The 16,891-nt window shown below is 68.8% G+C and carries 13 protein-coding genes; 10 read left to right on the top strand and 3 right to left on the bottom strand.

The genetic code is table 11. The features are described from left to right. The first annotated feature begins 69 nt into the window (after positions 1-69). Genes KV102_RS04595 through KV102_RS04580 form a run of 4 tightly spaced genes read left to right on the top strand, consistent with a single transcriptional unit; the run spans position 70 to position 3,074 of the window. Complete coding sequence (locus KV102_RS04595) at positions 70-993, top strand: Rossmann-like and DUF2520 domain-containing protein (protein WP_220342209.1); 924 nt, start codon at positions 70-72, stop codon at positions 991-993. Further along, on the top strand, positions 990-1,856 hold the full coding sequence (panC, locus tag KV102_RS04590) for a pantoate--beta-alanine ligase (protein ID WP_220345422.1): 867 nt from the start codon (positions 990-992) through the stop codon (positions 1,854-1,856). Before KV102_RS04595 ends, panC begins: the two co-directional genes overlap by 4 nt. Continuing rightward, the gene (gene panD / locus KV102_RS04585; RefSeq protein ID WP_220342207.1) at positions 1,856-2,278 is read left to right on the top strand and encodes an aspartate 1-decarboxylase; all 423 of its coding nucleotides are present in this window, start codon (positions 1,856-1,858) and stop codon (positions 2,276-2,278) included. The genes panC and panD overlap by 1 nt, the downstream gene beginning before the upstream one ends. Before the next feature lie 25 nt (positions 2,279-2,303). Next, the gene (locus KV102_RS04580) at positions 2,304-3,074 is read left to right on the top strand and encodes a type III pantothenate kinase (RefSeq protein WP_220342206.1); all 771 of its coding nucleotides are present in this window, start codon (positions 2,304-2,306) and stop codon (positions 3,072-3,074) included. Positions 3,075-3,078: 4 nt separating this feature from the next. On the opposite strand, the gene KV102_RS04575 is transcribed toward KV102_RS04580, so the two are convergent. Then, entirely contained in the window at positions 3,079-4,488 is a 1,410-nt protein-coding gene (locus KV102_RS04575; protein WP_220345421.1) for a glycerophosphodiester phosphodiesterase family protein, read from the bottom strand. Positions 4,489-4,646: 158 nt separating this feature from the next. Here KV102_RS04575 and lysS point away from each other — a divergent pair, with 158 nt between their 5' ends. Together lysS and KV102_RS04565 are read left to right on the top strand one after the other, a co-directional pair. Continuing rightward, positions 4,647-6,104, top strand: coding sequence for a lysine--tRNA ligase (gene lysS, locus KV102_RS04570; RefSeq protein WP_220346255.1), 1,458 nt, complete (start codon positions 4,647-4,649; stop codon positions 6,102-6,104). A gap of 66 nt (positions 6,105-6,170) precedes the next feature. Then, entirely contained in the window at positions 6,171-6,509 is a 339-nt protein-coding gene (locus KV102_RS04565) for an Lsr2 family protein (RefSeq protein WP_220345420.1), read from the top strand. 63 nt (positions 6,510-6,572) lie between these two features. On the opposite strand, the gene wecB is transcribed toward KV102_RS04565, so the two are convergent. After that, on the bottom strand, positions 6,573-7,652 hold the full coding sequence (gene wecB / locus KV102_RS04560) for a non-hydrolyzing UDP-N-acetylglucosamine 2-epimerase (RefSeq protein WP_220345419.1): 1,080 nt from the start codon (positions 7,650-7,652) through the stop codon (positions 6,573-6,575). A gap of 80 nt (positions 7,653-7,732) precedes the next feature. On the opposite strand from wecB, the gene KV102_RS04555 reads away from it, so the two are divergent. Then, a complete protein-coding gene (locus KV102_RS04555; RefSeq protein WP_255560559.1) occupies positions 7,733-8,992 on the top strand; it encodes a nucleotide sugar dehydrogenase in 1,260 nt (419 codons plus the stop codon). Positions 8,993-9,132: 140 nt separating this feature from the next. Further along, positions 9,133-11,700: a CDP-glycerol glycerophosphotransferase family protein gene (locus tag KV102_RS04550; RefSeq protein ID WP_220345417.1), complete on the top strand. Its 2,568-nt coding sequence runs from the start codon at positions 9,133-9,135 to the stop codon at positions 11,698-11,700. 16 nt (positions 11,701-11,716) lie between these two features. Here the strand turns inward: KV102_RS04550 and KV102_RS04545 are convergent, their stop codons facing one another. After that, positions 11,717-13,840: a glycosyltransferase gene (locus tag KV102_RS04545; protein WP_220345416.1), complete on the bottom strand. Its 2,124-nt coding sequence runs from the start codon at positions 13,838-13,840 to the stop codon at positions 11,717-11,719. Positions 13,841-13,946: 106 nt separating this feature from the next. Between KV102_RS04545 and KV102_RS19490 the strand changes: the two genes are divergently transcribed. Together KV102_RS19490 and KV102_RS04535 are read left to right on the top strand one after the other, a co-directional pair. Beyond that, the gene (locus tag KV102_RS19490) at positions 13,947-15,626 is read left to right on the top strand and encodes a class I SAM-dependent methyltransferase (protein ID WP_220345415.1); all 1,680 of its coding nucleotides are present in this window, start codon (positions 13,947-13,949) and stop codon (positions 15,624-15,626) included. A gap of 45 nt (positions 15,627-15,671) precedes the next feature. Further along, the gene (locus KV102_RS04535; protein WP_220345414.1) at positions 15,672-16,853 is read left to right on the top strand and encodes an acyltransferase family protein; all 1,182 of its coding nucleotides are present in this window, start codon (positions 15,672-15,674) and stop codon (positions 16,851-16,853) included. The last annotated feature ends 38 nt before the right edge of the window (positions 16,854-16,891 follow it).

The raw sequence follows: 16,891 nt of genomic DNA, 5'->3' as shown, positions 1-16,891 counted from the left end.
TTCGCGCACGTAGACTGAACGAGTCCGTTTGTCTGGTACCCCGAGGGGACTGGAACGAAAGGCACGTCGATGACGTCGCTCCACGCCGTAGGCGTGGTCGGTGCAGGTCGCGTCGGAGCGGTTCTTGCCGCCCGGCTGCGCGAGGCCGGCCACGAGATCGTCGCAGTCAGCGGACGGTCCGCCGCTTCCCGCACCCGCATCGACACCCTCCTTCCTGGTGTGGACGTGCTGACGCCCGCGGAGGTGGCCGCGCGCGTTGACGTCCTCCTGCTCGCGGTCCCCGACGACTCGCTCTCCGCGCTGGTCGCCGAGCTCGCGCTGGACGGACACCTCCGTCCAGGACAGGTCGTCGTGCACACCAGCGGTCGTCACGGTCTCGGAGTGCTGGCGGCTGCCGCGCACGTCGGCGCGCGCCCCGTCGCCATGCACCCGGCGATGACCTTCACCGGCACCGACATCGACCTCGAGCGGCTGGACGGCTCCGTCTTCGGGCTCACCGCCGGTCCGGGCGAGCGGGAGGTCGCCGAGGCCCTCGTCGCCGATCTCGGCGGCCGGGCGATCTGGATCCGGGACGAGGACCGTACGACCTACCACGCGGCACTGGCCCACGGGTCCAACCACCTGGTCACGATCGTCTCGCAAGCCATGCAGATCCTGCGCCGGACCGGGGTCGACGACCCGGCGAGCGTGCTGCGGCCGCTCCTGACCGCCGCCCTCGAGAACGCCCTCCTCTACGAGGACGCGGCGCTCACCGGGCCCGTCGTGCGGGGCGACGTCGAGACCGTGCGCTCCCACGTGGCGGCGCTCCACGACCAGCCCATCCCGGTCCTCGACACGTACGTCGCGATGGCGCGTGCGACCTCGGTGCACGCGGTCGCCGACGGGCGCCTCGACCGGCGCGGCGCGCTCGCCATCCGCCAGGTGCTGCGTGAGTCCGAGTGGGACGTCCTCGCCACGCTCGTCACCGACGAGGGCTCGCGGACCGACGCATGAGCACACCTCTGGTCGCCACGACGAGTGGCGCCCTCGACGCCGCGCTCGCGCCCGCCCGCTCGGAGGGCCGCTCCGTGGCCCTCGTCCCGACGATGGGCGCCCTCCACGACGGTCACCTGGCGCTCGTCTCCCGCGCACGCGAGCTTGCCGACGTCGTGGTGGTCTCGGTCTTCGTGAACCCGACCCAGTTCGGCGCGGGGGAGGACCTCGACCGTTACCCCCGCACCTGGGAGGCCGACCTCGCGCGGCTGTCGGACGTCGGCGTCGACGTCGTCTTTCACCCTGCCGTCGCCGAGATGTATCCCGCCGGCCCCGACTCCGACGGTGTCACGGTCGACCCGGGGCCCCTCGGCAGCGAGCTGGAGGGCGCCGTACGCCCGACCCACTTCCGTGGTGTCCTCACCGTGGTCACCAAGCTCTTCGGCCTCACCCGCCCAGACGTCGCGCTGTTCGGCGAGAAGGACTTCCAGCAGCTCGTCCTGATCCGCCAGGCCGCACGTACGCTGTGCCTCCCGGTCCGGGTGGTGGGCTGCCCGACCGTCCGAGAGGACGACGGGCTCGCCCTCTCGTCACGCAATCGCTACCTCGACGCCGTCCAGCGAGAGCGCGCGGTCATGCTCTCGCGCGCGCTCCAGGCCGGAGTGGACGCAGGGCCGTCCGGCGCGGTCGCCGTGCTCGAGTCCGCACGCAAGACCTTGGGCGAGGTCGACGGCGTGGATGTCGACTACCTCACCCTGCGCTCGCCCGACCTGGGCGAACCCGTTCCCGGCCAGGAGGCGCGGCTGCTTGTCGCCGCCCGAGTCGGGTCCACCCGTCTGATCGACAACGTCGCCGTCTCGCTCGGCGCGGAGGAGGACTCCTGATGCTGCGGACGATGATGAAGTCCAAGATCCACCGCGCGACGGTGACCCAGGCCGACCTGCACTACGTCGGGTCGGTCACCGTCGACGCCGACCTTCTCGAGGCGTCAGACATCCTGCCCGGCGAGCTGGTCCACATCGTCGACATCGACAACGGTGCGCGCCTGGAGACGTACACGATCGCGGGCGAGCGCGGCTCGGGCGTGATCGGGATCAACGGCGCCGCCGCCCGCCTCGTCCACCCCGGCGACCTCGTCATCCTCATCGCGTACGCGCAGGTCACCGATGCCGAGGCGCGTGAGCTGGCTCCTCGCGTCGTGTTCGTCGACACCGACAACCGGGTCCTCGGCACGGGGTCGGATCCCGCCGAGCCGGTCCCGGGGTCGGACACGGTCCGCGGCGACCTCGTCGCACCCACGGGCTGAGGGACGGCTGCGCCATGATGGTGCCGTGAGCCTGCTGTGTCTCGACGTGCGCAACAGCCAGACGGTCATCGGAGTCTTCGATGGGGACCGGTTGACGGCGCGCTGGCGCGTGGCGACGCTGGACACGCGGACGGCCGACGAGTGGCAGCTGCTCCTGCGGGGCATGCTCGCCCAGCGTGATCTCGGGCGGGTGGACGCTGTTGCTCTGGCCTGCACCGTGCCCGCCGTCCTGCACGAGCTGCGCCTTCTCCTGGAGCGCGACTACGCCGACTGTGCCGTCTCCATCATCGAGCCCGGCACCCGCACGGGAGTCGCCATCCTCATGGACAACCCCCGCGAGGTGGGAGCGGACCGCATCGTCAACGCCGCCGCGGCAGGCGTTCTCTATCCCGACCGGCCCAGCATCGTCGTCGACCTCGGCACCGCGACGACGTTCGACGTGGTGGACGCCCAGGGTCGCTACGTCGGGGGCGCGATCTCCGCCGGCATCGGCATCTCTCTCGAGGCGCTCGCCCGGCGCGGCGCGCAGCTGCGCTCCGTCGAGCTGGTCCGCCCACGCGGAGTCGTCGCCAAGAACACCGTCGAGGCCATCCAGTCGGGCATGGTCTTCGGCTTCGCCGGTCTCGTCGACGGGATCGTGACGCGGATGGTGCGCGCGCTGGGGACTGACGACGTGGCCGTGGTGGCGACGGGCACCCACGCCGACGTCGTCCTCGGCGAGTGCGCGAGGGTGACCGCGCACGAGCCGGACCTCACGCTCATCGGCCTGCGGATCGTCGCCGGACGCAACGCCTGAGCCGTCATCGGACGAGGCGCAGGACCGTCGCAGGCTCATCGGTGATGATGCCGCCGACGCCGAGATCGGCGAAACGGAGGGCGGCTGCCCGATCGTTGACGGTCCAGACGTCGACCGTGCTCCCCACGCGGCGCGCCCGAGCCACCAGCGACGACGTGACGAAGCGGGCGTGGACGGCCCAGACGTCGGCCCACGCGTAGGGCCTCAGGTCGGTCGGGGGCGCGTGCCGTGACAGCAGGCCGACCTCGGCGTCGGGGGATGCGGCGCGGAGACGGCGCGCCGCCGCCCAGTCGAAGCTGTCGAAGCGCACTCTGTCGTGGGCCCCGGCATCCACCAGGCCGTGTCTGCGAGCGGCACTGACGACCTGGTGCTCGATCCTGGGATAGAGGTCAGGTCGCTTGATGTCGAGAACCATGCGGACGGCGCTGCGGGACGTCGTACGGAAGAGGTCTTCCAGCGAGGCGATCCGGACCACGGCGCGGCCGGCGCGGGGTCCCGTGGCCCGCAACCGGCGAATCTCCTCCCAGGTGAAGGAACCGACAGGAGCCGAGGCGCGCGCAGGAAAGACAACGGCAACGTTCGTCGTCCGCGCGAACGTCTCGTCGTGGGCGAGGATCAGGACGCCGTCTGCGGAGCGACGGACGTCGGCCTCGATGGCGTCGACACCCGACGCGAGGGCGCCCGCGATGGCCGGGACGGTGTTCTCCGGGCTCGCTGACGCCCCGCCCCGGTGAGCGATCACTGCGGGGCGTGGCCGAGGGACCACACGGACCCGACGCGACGCGCTCCGCGCTGCGGCGCCCCGGTGGCGGTGTGCCCGTACGCGAAGCAACCACCGCCCGGACCGGGGGAACCGTACCGTCGTGCGCGCAACGCCGCGTGCGCCCGCACGGAGGGCGAACCGCAGACGCGGTCCACGGGCGTCGGTCGCCACGAGCGTCAGCCTGCGTCCGGGACGCCGCGGTCTCGTGGTCGCGCTGGCGGTCACGGCTCTCCCTCTCGCCACGACCCGTCTGGCTGCTATCGCCACCACCTGCCGCCGGACGGCCAGTCGGAACGCCCGGGTCTTCGCCCGGGGAAGGCCGCGACCGGCGTGACGTGGAGCGACGACCCGCAGGGGTGCCCGCGAGGCGGTGACCCAGAACCTGTACCTGCCGCGCGCTCCCGTCACGTCGCGCGCGACGGTGCGCCAACGGTTCGACCGTCGTTGCTGGAGCAGGGCTGTGCGGCGGGCGGTGGACAAGCGGCCACGCAGGACCGTGCGTTCACCGAGGGTCGGCCGGGCCGGCTCGGCGGCCGGAGCGGGGACGATGCGGGTCAGGACCCCCGCCGAGCCTGCGGCCGGAGGTGGCACGACCAGGAGCGATCCCGCCATCAGCACGGTGACGATCATCCCGATCCGTCGCAGGCGCATCTCTCGACGATAGGGTCCCGAGGCTCCTCGTACCTCCGGAAGTGAGAACGACAGCGGCGGGCCAGAAGGCAGGAACAGCCGCCGGATGCTCTGCTACTACTCTGGTGCGCATGACGGACGCCGGCTCGCCCCTGCACGACAACGCCATCCCCGAGCAGATGCGCGTGCGCTTGGAGAAGCGTCAGAGTCTCATCGATGCGGGCGTCGCGCCGTACCCGTTGACCGTCCCGTACACGCACACGATCACCCAGATCCGGGCTGCTTCCGACGCCGACGAGCTCGGGCCCGACGCCCACACCGGGATCGAGGTAGCCACTGCCGGACGGGTCATCTTCCTCCGCAACACGGGCAAGCTGTGCTTCGTCCGGCTCCGCGAGGGCAACGGCGCCGAGATCCAGGCGATGCTGTCGCTGGCCGACCTCGGCGAGGAGTCGCTCGGACAGTTCAAGTCGCTCGTCGACATCGGCGACCACCTCGCCGTCGAGGGCGAGGTCATCACCAGTCGGCGCGGTGAGCTCTCGATCCAGGTCAGGTCGTGGCAGATCGCCGCCAAGACGCTCCGCCCGCTGCCCAACGAGCACAACCCCTTGTCAGAGGAGCTCCGGGCGACCCAGCGCTACGTCGATCTCGTCGTCCGTCCGCAGGCGCGCGAGGTGGTGCGCGCGAAGGCGACGGTCCTCCAGTCGCTGAGGCGCACCCTCGACACACGTGGCTTCATCGAGGTCGACACGCCGGTCCTGCAGTTCACCAACGGTGGTGCTGCCGCACGCCCTTTCAAGACCCACATGAATGCGTTCGACCAGGAGATGCTTCTCCGAATCGCTCTGGAGCTCCACCTCAAGCGAGCACTGGTCGGCGGGGTCGACCGCGTTTACGAGATCGCCAAGACATTCCGCAACGAAGGCGTCGACAACACCCACAACGTCGAGTTCGCGATGTTGGAGGCCTATCAGGCCTACGGTGACTACCACACCATGGCCGACCTCCTTCGTGACCTCGTCCGCGATGCCGCCCGCGCGCTCGGTCGTACGGTCGTCGCCGGCAGGGACGGGACCGAGATCGATCTCGAGGCGGAGTGGCGGTGGGCCAGCATCCACGAGCTCGTCGCGGAGGCCGTCGGGACCGACGTCACGCTCGAGACCGACGCCGACACCTTGCGCAAGCTCGCTGCGGAGCACGACGTGGCCCTCCGGGACGGCTGGGGCGCCGGCGAGATCGTCCTGGAGCTGTTCGAGAAGCTCGTGGAGCACACCCTCGTCCAGCCGACGTTCGTGGCCGACTACCCGCAGTCGGTGCGGCCGCTCGCCAAGCCCCACCGGAGCAAGCCGGGTCTGGCCGAGGCGTTCGACCTCATCATCAACGGTGTCGAGCTCGCGCCCGCCTACTCGGAGCTGAACGACCCGGTGCTGCAGCGCGAGCTGCTCACCGAGCAGGCGGCGTTGGCAGCCGCCGGTGACCCGGAGGCGATGGACGTCGACGAGGACTTCCTGCGCGCGCTCGAGTTCGGGATGCCGCCGGCGGGCGGAATGGGGCTCGGTGTCGACCGGCTCGTGATGCTCTTGATGGGCGTCGGAATTCGCGAGGCAATTCTGTTCCCGGCCTCGCGCGAGTCCTGATTTGCCTTTTCGGGCGAGGCGATCGCGGATTGTCGGCAATTCTTGCGAGCGCGTATATTGCCAGGCATGGCTCAGAAGATTCAAGTAATCCTGGTGGACGATATTGACGGTGGTGACGCGGACGAGACTGTTTCGTTCGGTCTCGACGGTGTGATGTACGAGATCGACCTCTCCGCAAAGAATGCACAGAAGCTCCGCGACGCATTCGCGCCCTACGTGGCCGAGGCGCGCAAGGCACGGGGCGGTCGCCGCAGGCCGGCGGCGAGCGGCTCGGGACGCCGCCGCAGCGGTGGAGCGGGCAGTGCGTCCGAGATCCGCGCCTGGGCGCGCGAGAACGGCTACGAGGTGTCCGAGCGGGGTCGCGTGAGCGAGGAGGTCCGGTCGGCGTACGACGCCGCCCACTGACGTTCGGCCGGGATCGCCTCGGCGGTGGGCCGCCGGCCGCGGCGGGGAGGCGTCTCCCGGCTCTCAGCCGAGAAGAGCGACGACGTCGCGTGCGATGCGTTCACCGGCGTGGCCATCCCACAGCGGAGGAACGGGCCACGTGACGGGACGGCCTTCGGCAAGTACCTTCGCGGCAGTCTCGGGCAGGGACGCAGCGGTCACGAGCTGGTTGGTTCCGTCGGTGATGGTGACGGGCCGCTCGGTATTCGGGCGAAGCGTGAGGCAGGGAACGCCGAGCACCGTCGTCTCCTCCTGGATGCCGCCGGAGTCGGTGATGACGAGGGCGGAATCCGCGACCAGGCCGAGGAACTCGGTGTAGGCGACGGGATCGGTGGCGTGGATACCGGGATGGGCCAGAAGCCCCGACTGCTCCAGCCGCGCAGCTCCGCGAGGGTGGACCGGGAGCACGATGTCAACCTCGTCGGCCACTGCCGAGAGTGCCTGCACCAGCGGAGCAAGCGCAGCCGGATCGTCCACGTTGCCCGGGCGGTGGAGAGTTGCGACGGCGTACCGGTCGGTGAGGCCGAGCTCGTCGCGTACGCGCGAGCCGTCGAACCGATCCCGGTGCGCCAGGAGCGTGTCGATCATCGGATTGCCGACGAATCGGATCTTGTCCGCATGGACACCCTCGTTGCCGAGGTGCGCGACGGCGTCGGCACTCGTGGCGTACAGCCGGTCGGCGAGCCGGTCGGTCACCACCCTGTTGATCTCTTCGGGCATCGTCCAGTCGAAGGACCGTAGACCAGCCTCGACGTGCGCGACGGCGATACCGAGCTTCGACGCGACGAGCGCGGCCGCAAGGGTGGAGTTGACGTCGCCGTAGACCATGACGAGGGCAGGGCGATCCTCCAGGACCACCGCTTCGAGAGCGGTCATGATCGCCGCCGTCTGGGACGCGTGGGATCCTGACCCGACCCCGAGATTGACGTCGGGTTGGGGGAGCCCGAGCTCACGGAAGAACACGGCCGACATGTTGTCGTCGTAGTGCTGACCGGTGTGGACGAGCTTCTGCGCGACCCCGCGGTCGGAGAGAGCGGCGACGACCGGGGCAGCCTTGGGGAAGTTCGGCCGAGCACCTGTGATGTGCATGACGAGGTCGGACATGGTTCCTTCTGGGCTGGACGTGAGGTCAGGGTGGCACCCTGTGTCAGACTTGGGCGCGAAAACAGGGAATGAGGTTTGAGTTGACCACTCTAGTCATCGTGGGCATGGGCTACGTCGGCCTGCCCCTGGCGCAGCAGGCTGTACGCAACGGGTTGGACGTCGTCGGACTCGATACGTCGGACCGGGTCGTCGGCGGACTCACCGCCGGTGTCTCGCACGTCGACGACCTGAGCGATGCCGAGATCTCCGAGATGCTCGACGGCGGTTTTCGCGCCACCACGGACAGCTCCGTGGTCGCGTCAGCCGACACGGTAGTCATCTGTGTTCCCACACCCCTCGGACCGGCGGGCGGGCCTGATCTCGGCGCCGTGCTCGCCGCTGGGCGCTCGATCGCCCAGCACCTGACGCAGGGCACGCTGGTGGTTCTCGAGTCGACGACGTACCCAGGCACGACCGAGGAAGTCCTGCGCCCCGTCCTCGAAGAGGGGTCGGGTCTCACTGCCGGCGAGGACTTCGCCCTCGCCTTCTCGCCCGAGCGGGTCGATCCTGGCAACCAGACGTTCACCATCGCCAACACACCGAAGGTCGTGGGTGGGCTCACAGAACGGTGTGGGAAGCAGGCGACGGAGTTCTACGGACAGCTCGTCGAACGCGTGGTCTCCGCCAGAGGGACCCGCGAGGCCGAGATGGCGAAGCTGCTGGAGAACACCTACCGTCACGTCAACATTGCGCTCGTCAACGAGATGGCACGGTTCTCCCACGAGCTCGGCATCGACTTCTGGAACGTCATCGACCTGGCTGAGACCAAGCCGTTCGGCTTCCAGGCCTTTCGACCCGGTCCCGGCGTCGGTGGTCACTGCATCCCGATCGATCCGAACTACCTGTCGCACCGTGTGAAGGAGCAGCTCGGCTACCCGTTCCGCTTCGTCGAGCTCGCCCAGGAGATCAACGCCGGGATGCCCCGGTACGTGGTCCAGCGCATCCAGACCTTGCTCAACGAGGACGCGATCGCCCTGCGAGGGGCTGAGGTCCTTCTCCTCGGCATCACCTACAAGCCGGACATCGCCGACCAGCGTGAAACCCCTGCGAAGCCCCTCGCGGAGCAGCTTCTCGCCCAAGGGGCGTCAGTGAGCTATCACGACCTGTACGTCGACGACTGGGAGGTCGACGGAGTACGCCACGTCGGGAGCGACGATCTGCTGGCTGCTGCACAAGCAGCCGACGTCGTGGTGCTCGTGCAGAAGCACTCCGGCTTCGATCTGCCAGCGTTGGCAGGCGCGTCGCGCCGGTTCCTGGACCTGCGTGGGGCCATCGACGACCCACGCGTCGAACGGCTCTGACGGCGGCCAGGGGGGCGCCCTCGGATCGGCGCGCTCCACGGCGCCGATGCCGGAGGTGCGTGACCGGGTCGGTATCCTCGACACTCGTCCGGCCCGGTGCCGGTCCCCTGCTGTGAAATCCGATGGAAGGTCGTGCCTGAGTGGCCGAATCACCGCGACCACGGTTCTCGATGGTCTCCGCCGCCTACAACGTGGCGCGCTACCTCCCCGAGTTCATCGACTCCATCGACAGGCAGATCGAGGAGAACCCTGGACTGATCGAGGTGGTCGTCGTCGACGACGGGTCGAGCGACGAGACCCTCGAGGCGCTGCGGGCGTGGGAGGGCCGACGCCCGGGGACGGTGCGTGTCCTGACCCAGCCGAACGCCGGCCAGGGCGCCGCCCGCAACGCCGGTCTCGAGGCCGCCGTCGGAGAGTGGGTCACGTTCCCCGACCCTGACGACATCCTCGAGCCCGGCTACATACGCAGCGTCGTCGAGTTCCTCGACGGGCGCGACGACATCGACATGGTGGCGACCAACCGTCTCCTGCTCAACGACTCCACGAAGGAGCTCACGGACAAGCACCCGCTACGCCGCCATTTCGTGGCCGGTGATCGCGCGCGGGCGCTGACCACGTTCCCGGATCACTTCCACGGCAGCGCACCGGCAGCCTTCTATCGCCTCGACCGGATCCGGAAGCACGACCTGCGGTTCGACCACCGGATCCGACCGAACTTCGAGGACGGCCACTTCAGCAGCCGCTACCTGCTGCTGGCGCCCGAGCCCACCGTGGCATTCCTGGCGACCGCGCGTTACCAGTACCGCAAACGCAGCGACCAGAGCTCGACCTTGCAGGGTTCCTACCGCCATCCTGGTCGATTCACAGCCGTGCTCCGTCATGGTTACCTCGACGTGCTGGAGACCGCCGAGCGCGAGCTGGGCCACGTTCCGGAGTGGCTGCAGAACTTCGTCCTGTACGAGCTCAGCTACTACTTCGCTGCCGAGGACTCGGGGTCGAAGGTGGTCGCTCCGGCCGCTGTGGCGGACGAGTTTCACGAATTGATGCGACGGATCGTCCGTTATCTCGATCCTGAGATCGTGGAAGCCTTCTCGGTCGTTCCGTTGCGGGGCGCTGCCCGTGACGTTCTCCTGCACGCCTACCGCGACGAGCCGTGGGTGTCGCCGTACGCTCTCGTCGAGCATCTCGACTCCCGGCAGGGTCTCGTGCGCGTCGTCTACCGGTTCACCGGGGACGCCCCCGAAGACATGGTGCTCTCCGGTGGTGAGGTCACTGCTCCCGCGTACACGAAGGTGCGGGCTCTCTACTTCCACGGTCGCCCGCTGCTGCGCGAGCGTATCCATTGGGTGCCCGCATCGCACGCCCTGCGGCTGGTCGTCGATGGCCGCGTGCGCGAGCTGAGGTTCACGCAGCCTCCGGTCCCCGCCAGGACGCTGTCTCCCGCACGTCTCCGCCAGGCGCTCCGGCCCCGCCGGAAAGCCGCCGGTGCGAGCAGTGCGGGCTGGCGTGACCGGCTCCTCCTCCGCGTCGCCCGAAGCCGGCCGGTCAGCCGGCGTCTGCGGCGTTCCTGGGTGCTGATGGATCGGATCCACAACGCCGACGACAGCGCCGAGCACCTCTTTCGCTACCTGCGCGAGAACCGAAAAGACATCGACGCGAAGTTCGTCGTCCAGCGAGGAACACCGGACTGGAGGCGGCTCCGGCGAGCTCACGGGCGCAGAGTCGTCGCGCACGGCTCTCTGCTCTGGAAGCTGTTGATGCTCAACTGTCAGCACCTGGTGTCGTCGCACGCCGATATCGCCGTGTGCCGGCCACCCGCGATCACCTCGCTCGCGCCACCCTCGTACCGCTTCACCTTCCTTCAGCACGGCGTGATCAAGGACGACCTCTCGAGCTGGCTCAATCATCGACCGCTCGACGTGTTCGTCACGAGCACCCAGCAGGAGCACGACTCGATCGTCGGCGACGACACTCCCTACATCTACACCGAGCGTGAGACCAAGCTGACGGGGCTGCCTCGCTTCGATCTGCTGTACGAGCAGGGCCAACGTTTCGGGCCGGACCAGCGCGACGTGATGCTGATCTGCCCCACATGGCGCGTGTGGTTGGTTCCGCCGCTCAAGCGCGGGTCCCAGCGGCGCGAGCTTGTCGAAGGAATCGAGGAGACGCAGTACGTCCACGAGTGGCTCGAGGTGTTGCGCTCGACGGAGCTCGCTGATGCCGCAGCCCGGCACGGTCTCAAGGTGGCCTTCCTGCCCCACCCCAACATGGACGTGCTGGCGGGCAAGCTCGACCTTCCGTCGCACGTCGAGGTCGTGAGCTTCGAGGGCCGTGACGTACGTGAGCTGTTCGCACGGTCTGCCGTCCTGCTCACCGACTACTCGTCGGTCGCCTTCAACGCCGCCTACCTCGACCGGCCGGTCGTCTACTTCCAGTTCGATCGTGAGCGCATGACGCAGGGTGGGCACGTCGGGCGCGCCGGCTACTTCGACTACGGGCGCGACGGCTTCGGCCCGGTGACCGAGACCGCCGCTGACGCGGTTGCCGCCGCTGTCGACATCGTCGACCGCGGACCGGAGCCCGACCGTGTCTATCTCGACCGCATCGCTGCCACGTTCCCAGTGCGCGACGGGCGGTGCCGGGAGCGCGTCGTCGATTCGATCGAGGGGTCCACACGGAGGTACCGCGCTCCAGCCGCTGACGAGTAGCAGCGGGCGGCGCGCGCTACTGCGGGTTGGTCTCCTCGCGCCCGAGCCCGCGATCCGCGAGCATGCGTCGCACCTCGGCAACGGCGGCAGCCGCGTCGCCGAGAGGTGAGCGGTACGTCGTCGGCATCGTCGACAAGATGCTGCCCTCCTCGACAACCGCCCACACGTCGCTGCCGCTCCCTGCGTAGTCGGACCATTTCGACGGCAGGAACGGATTGACGTCGTAGTGGTCCCGCGTCTTGGCATCGTTGACGAGAAGAACGTCCATGCGCGTGGTCAGCTCGAGGAACGCGAAGTACGAGACGTACGGGTTTGCGACCACGATGTCTGTCAGCCCATGAACAGCAAGCTCCTTTGCCAACGTCTCCGGGTCGCCCGTGAAGACGTGAAGGCGCACCATCGCGCGCTCGTTGGGCTCGAGCGCCTTCAAGGCGTCCACGACCTCTGTGAGACCACGAGTCGCGTAGAAGGCGCCGAAGTAGGCGATGTTGAGCACGTCCGGCTCGATCTCGTACTCGCCTTCGACCCGGTGGTAGAAGGACTTGGGGAGGGTCGGGTGGTGGGAGACGACCGATCGCTCCAGCACGCGCTCGACGAGCTGCTGCTCTGGGAGATAGCCGAGCATGAACGAGCGCTGGTGCTCGTTGGTGAAGACGATCTCGTCGGCCAGCGCGTACGCGAGGAGCTCCACGAGATGGGGAATGTTGCGGTCGGCAGGAGCGTCGATCCCAGCGGCGGCCAACCCGTCGGTCAGCTCACGCCACAACCCGTCCTCCTTCGCCCGCCCGACCCGGCGCTGCCCGTAGGCGTTGAAGAGCTGCGGATCGGAGAACTCGGCGATCCATCGGAGATCGGGCCTCCGCAGCTTCAGGACGGCCGCGACCAGGTTCGAGCCGGGCCACATCGTCCGGCTGTAGACGCTGCGGTAGAGACCCTTCTCCTTCTCCCACTCGGCAACCTTGGCAAGCGCACGGCGGGTGAACGCCTTCAGCGGACCCCACTCGAAGGCCGCCGTGCGGGCGTCGACCTCGAACGTCTGGTCCAGCTGCTCCCGCGCGATGACGCCCGCGGCCCAGTCGATGGGCTTGTCCGCTCCCATGGTGTTGGACACGACGTCGACGACGATTCCGCGATCGCGGATGCGGCGTGCGGCCACGAGCGCGCTCGTGTCGGCGTACGGCAGGAACGAGTAGAGGATGGCGAGGTCACGGGCAAGGCCGTCGTTGAGGCGGCGCCAAGGGATCGCGTCCTCCAGGCCGCGGGCACGGATGTCGGCAAGGACCTTCGGGTGGTCCGCCGGGTCGAGACGCAGATAGGCGTTCACGTGTGACACCTGACCGGCAGTGAAGGACGATCGAAGCTTGCGGCTTCGGGGATCCAGAGCCTGGCGCGACCAGAGTCGCTCGACGACGTCGAGGCGCTGGGTCACCGAGAAGTCGTACGAGCTCGCCTGTCGGGACACCGAGTTCGCGACGATGTGGCGGAGATAGACGCCGTCCGCGTCGAGGGCGACAGGCTTGATGCGGAACGGAGTGGCTTCGAAGACGTCGAACCAGTAGAGGACGTCTTCTCCGCTGCGGAGCGAGGTGTCGAACCGGCCCGCCCGGGCCACTGCCGTCGGGGTGAGCTTGCCGGCGACGAATCCCAGCGAGGAAGGGATCGTCGTGGGGTCCGCCACCTCGCCGGCGCGGGCGACGAGGCGGTTCGAGAGGTAGTTTTCGAACGAGGGTGCCGCCCGTTCATCGGTGACGTCCGCGACTGAGGCGACGGGCACGACCCCGGGTTCGGCATGGTCGATCAGCACCTTCAGATAGCCCGGAGTCACCTCGTCGTCGGCATCAACGAACGTCACGAAACGGCCGGCTGCCGCATCCAGGCCAAGGTTGCGCGCATTTCCGGCGCCCGGGGTCGAGGTGGACACGATGCGCAAGCGCAGCGCTGGGCTGGCCGTCCGGATGTCGTCGATGACGCGGCGTGACTCGTCCTCCGGGCCGTTGAGCACCACGACGACCTCGAAGGCGCGAGGATCGAGGGTCTGGCGTGCGAGCGATCCGAGGCTGATCGGCAGGACGTCGGCCCCGAGATAGCTCGGGACGATGACGGACACCGTCGGCTGATGGCGGACGTCGTGCTGAGTCAAGGGTTCCCCTGGGCTTTCGAGGCGGGCCGGTCAGGCCCGGATCGGAGCCCGTGCAATGCTATCCGAGGCCTGGCTGGGGCCAGCACGTCGGAGACCAGGAGGACCCGTGGAGGGCAGAAGCGGCATCCACGTCCAGGGGCGGCTCGTCGTTGTCTCGGACGACCCGGGCAGGAGCATCCGCGATCTCCGGGACAGCTGCGAGGACATCCTCGTCGCCGAGGGCGAGATTCCTCGAAGCGACGGAGTGCAGTCGCAGGTCCTGTTGTCCGGTGATCTCTCCTCCGACATCGTCGGTGGCGCGGTCGCGCGTGCCGTGGATGATCCCGACGTCCAGCTCCTCGTCGATGTCGCCCGTCTGGCGAGCGACCTGCGTTCGTTCGCGCCCCTCGGGGTCGACGACATCGGGTGGCTCGGCGACGTGCCGGTCGTGGCACTGTCGGTCCGATCCGACCGCGCCGCCACCGAGCTCGACGACTTGTGGGCACAGCTGCTGTCGAGCGACCCGCGCCACAAGGCGGGCCGCGAGCCCGATGCCGTGGCGAAGCTCCGAGCGGTCGTCGCCGATCTGAGCAACAGGCTCGAGGAGAAGAACGAGCGGCTGTCCGTCCAGCGCGAGCGCGTCCAGCGCGTCCGCGAACGCCTCAAGCGTGAGAAGGCAGCGCGTGCGAAGGCCGAGCGTCGGCGGGACGCGGTCGAGCGTTCACGTGGTGCCCGTGTGTCGCGTGCGCTCCGGACGATCGCCAGGCGCTTGGGCGGTCGTCGAGGCGTCGCCGCCGCCGGTGCGGTGCTCTTCCTCCTCGCCGCGATCCTCGTAGGCTGGCTTGCTGCCGTCGGCGGTGCCGGTGCCGGTGTCTTGGCGTCCCTGGCGTTCGTCGGGGCCGTCTTCGGTCTGGTTCTCGTCCTGTGGGTGGTCCAGCGGGCAGCTGCTGCGGCAGCAGGCCATCGCCGCGCGGTTCACACAGCGCTCGGGAACCTCGTCGAACAGCACCGCGAGCTCGTTGACGAGCTGGAGGTCGAGCGCACTCGCAACGCGGAGGAGTGGCAGGAGATCCGAGTTGCGGTGCGACGGCTCGAGGCGGGTCAGTCCCGCACGGCGACGGCTGTCCGGGCGCTCGACACCGGATTGAGCAAGGACGTCAGCAAACGAACGGTCGAGAACTCCGCGCAGCTCGCGCAGATCCAGTCGGCGATACACCTCTTCTCGCTGCTCCCGGTAGAGGGCAGGGTTCCCGCCATGGGCGGCTGGGCCGCCTCGCCGGATCTCGTCGAGGTGGTCGTCGACGAGCTGGTCTCACGACGACCCTCCCTGGTGGTCGAGTGTGGAAGCGGTGTCTCGACGCTCTGGTTCGGCCTGGCCATCCGTCACTTCGGTCTGGACTGCAAGGTGGTCGCGCTGGAGCATCACGAGAGCTTCGCGGAGCAGACTCGCGCGGTCCTCGCCAGACATGGGCTCGGTGACATCGCGGAGGTTCGGCTCGCACCGTTGACCGAGATCGAGGTCGCCGGTTATCGGGGGCGATGGTACGACCCCGAGGCGCTCGCGACGTTGACCGATGTCGGTCTGCTCCTCGTGGACGGTCCGCCGGCCGCAACCGGCGTTCATGCCCGGTTCCCCGCTGTGCCCATGCTGCAGGAACGGTTCGCGGAACGCGTCTCCGTCGTGCTCGACGACATGATCCGCAACGACGAGCAAGAAGTCGCTCGGATGTGGGAGGGCCTGCTCCCGGGGTTCTCGCGCGAAGACCTGCGGCTGCAGAAGCGAGCGACCGTCTTCCGACGCGGCTGACGTCGGCCCGGGAGCAGACCCGGCGGTATGGCACAGTTGAGCGTCGTGTCCCACTCATCCCACGTCTCTTCGCCGTCGACTGCTTCTGGAGCGACACGGGACCCCTATCTCGACAACGTCAAGGGCGCGTTGATCGTCCTGGTGGTCGTCGGGCACGGAGTGGGGCAGGTGCTTGCGGCGCCCGGCGCGTGGGACGTCTACTTCACGATCTATCTGTTTCACATGCCCGCCTTCGTCCTGTTGTGCGGCATGCTCACTGCCCGTACCCTCGTCGGACGGCGGGCGAGCAGCCTGATCCGCAGCCTCGTCATCCCCTATGTCGTGTTCCAGCTCCTGTACCTGGTGTCGTTCCGGGCACTCGGCGACGACACGGTCGAGTACTCGGCGAACCAGCTTCTGACCCCGCTCTATCAGCTGTGGTTCCTCCTCTCCTTGCTGGCATGGCGCCTCATGGCGCCGATGTTCGCTCAGCTTCGCCCCTCCGTGGCGATCGGGACCTCGCTGGTGATCTCCGTCTTGGGTGGCGCCGCGTCCGACCTGGGGCTCCTTCTCTCGCTGAACCGCACGTTCGGGATGCTGCCGTTCTTCGTCATCGGGCTGTGCCTGGGTCGGGGCGCGCCCAACCGGGTTCCGCCGAGAGCTGGCAAGGTGGCCGGAGCAGTGGTGCTCGCCGTTGTCCTCGTACCGCTCGGAATGTTCGCGCGGGATCAGGGGATGATCGGCTGGCTGGCCTACATCGCGCCTTACTCCGCCTTCGACATGGCTGTCGGTGAGGCGACGCTGACGCGTCTGGTCGTCATCGGGGCCGGGCTGAGCCTCACTGCGGCCTTCGTCGCAGTCCTTCCCCGCCGGGCGACGCCCGTTCTCACCGCGGTCGGCGCTGCCTCGATGTACCCCTTCCTCCTGCACGGACTCGTCCTGAGGGTCTTCGCTGCGAGCCCCCTGGACGAGAGGCTGGAGAGCCCGCTGGGCCTGGCCATCGTCGTCGGTGGGTGCGTCCTCATGACGGTCGTTCTGGCATCCCGTCCGGTGCGGTCGTGTCTCCGCCCCTTCGTCGAACCTCGCTGTGATTGGTTGTTCCGTCGGGGGGACGGTCGCGCCGAGCCGTCGCAAGCCGTCCGCGCCGAGGGTCCGCGCCCCTTGGAGACCACCGTCATCCAGCGCGACTCCGATGACGCCCGTTCCGGCTTCAGCGGCCGGCCGCATCGTCCCCGAAGACTGCGTTGAGCACACGCTCAGAGGCGTAGCCGTCGCCGTGAGGTTTA

Source organism: Mumia sp. zg.B53, assembly GCF_019550935.1.
Classification (GTDB): Bacteria; Actinomycetota; Actinomycetes; order Propionibacteriales; family Nocardioidaceae; genus Mumia.
This window is presented reverse-complemented; position numbering and strand designations above follow the sequence as displayed.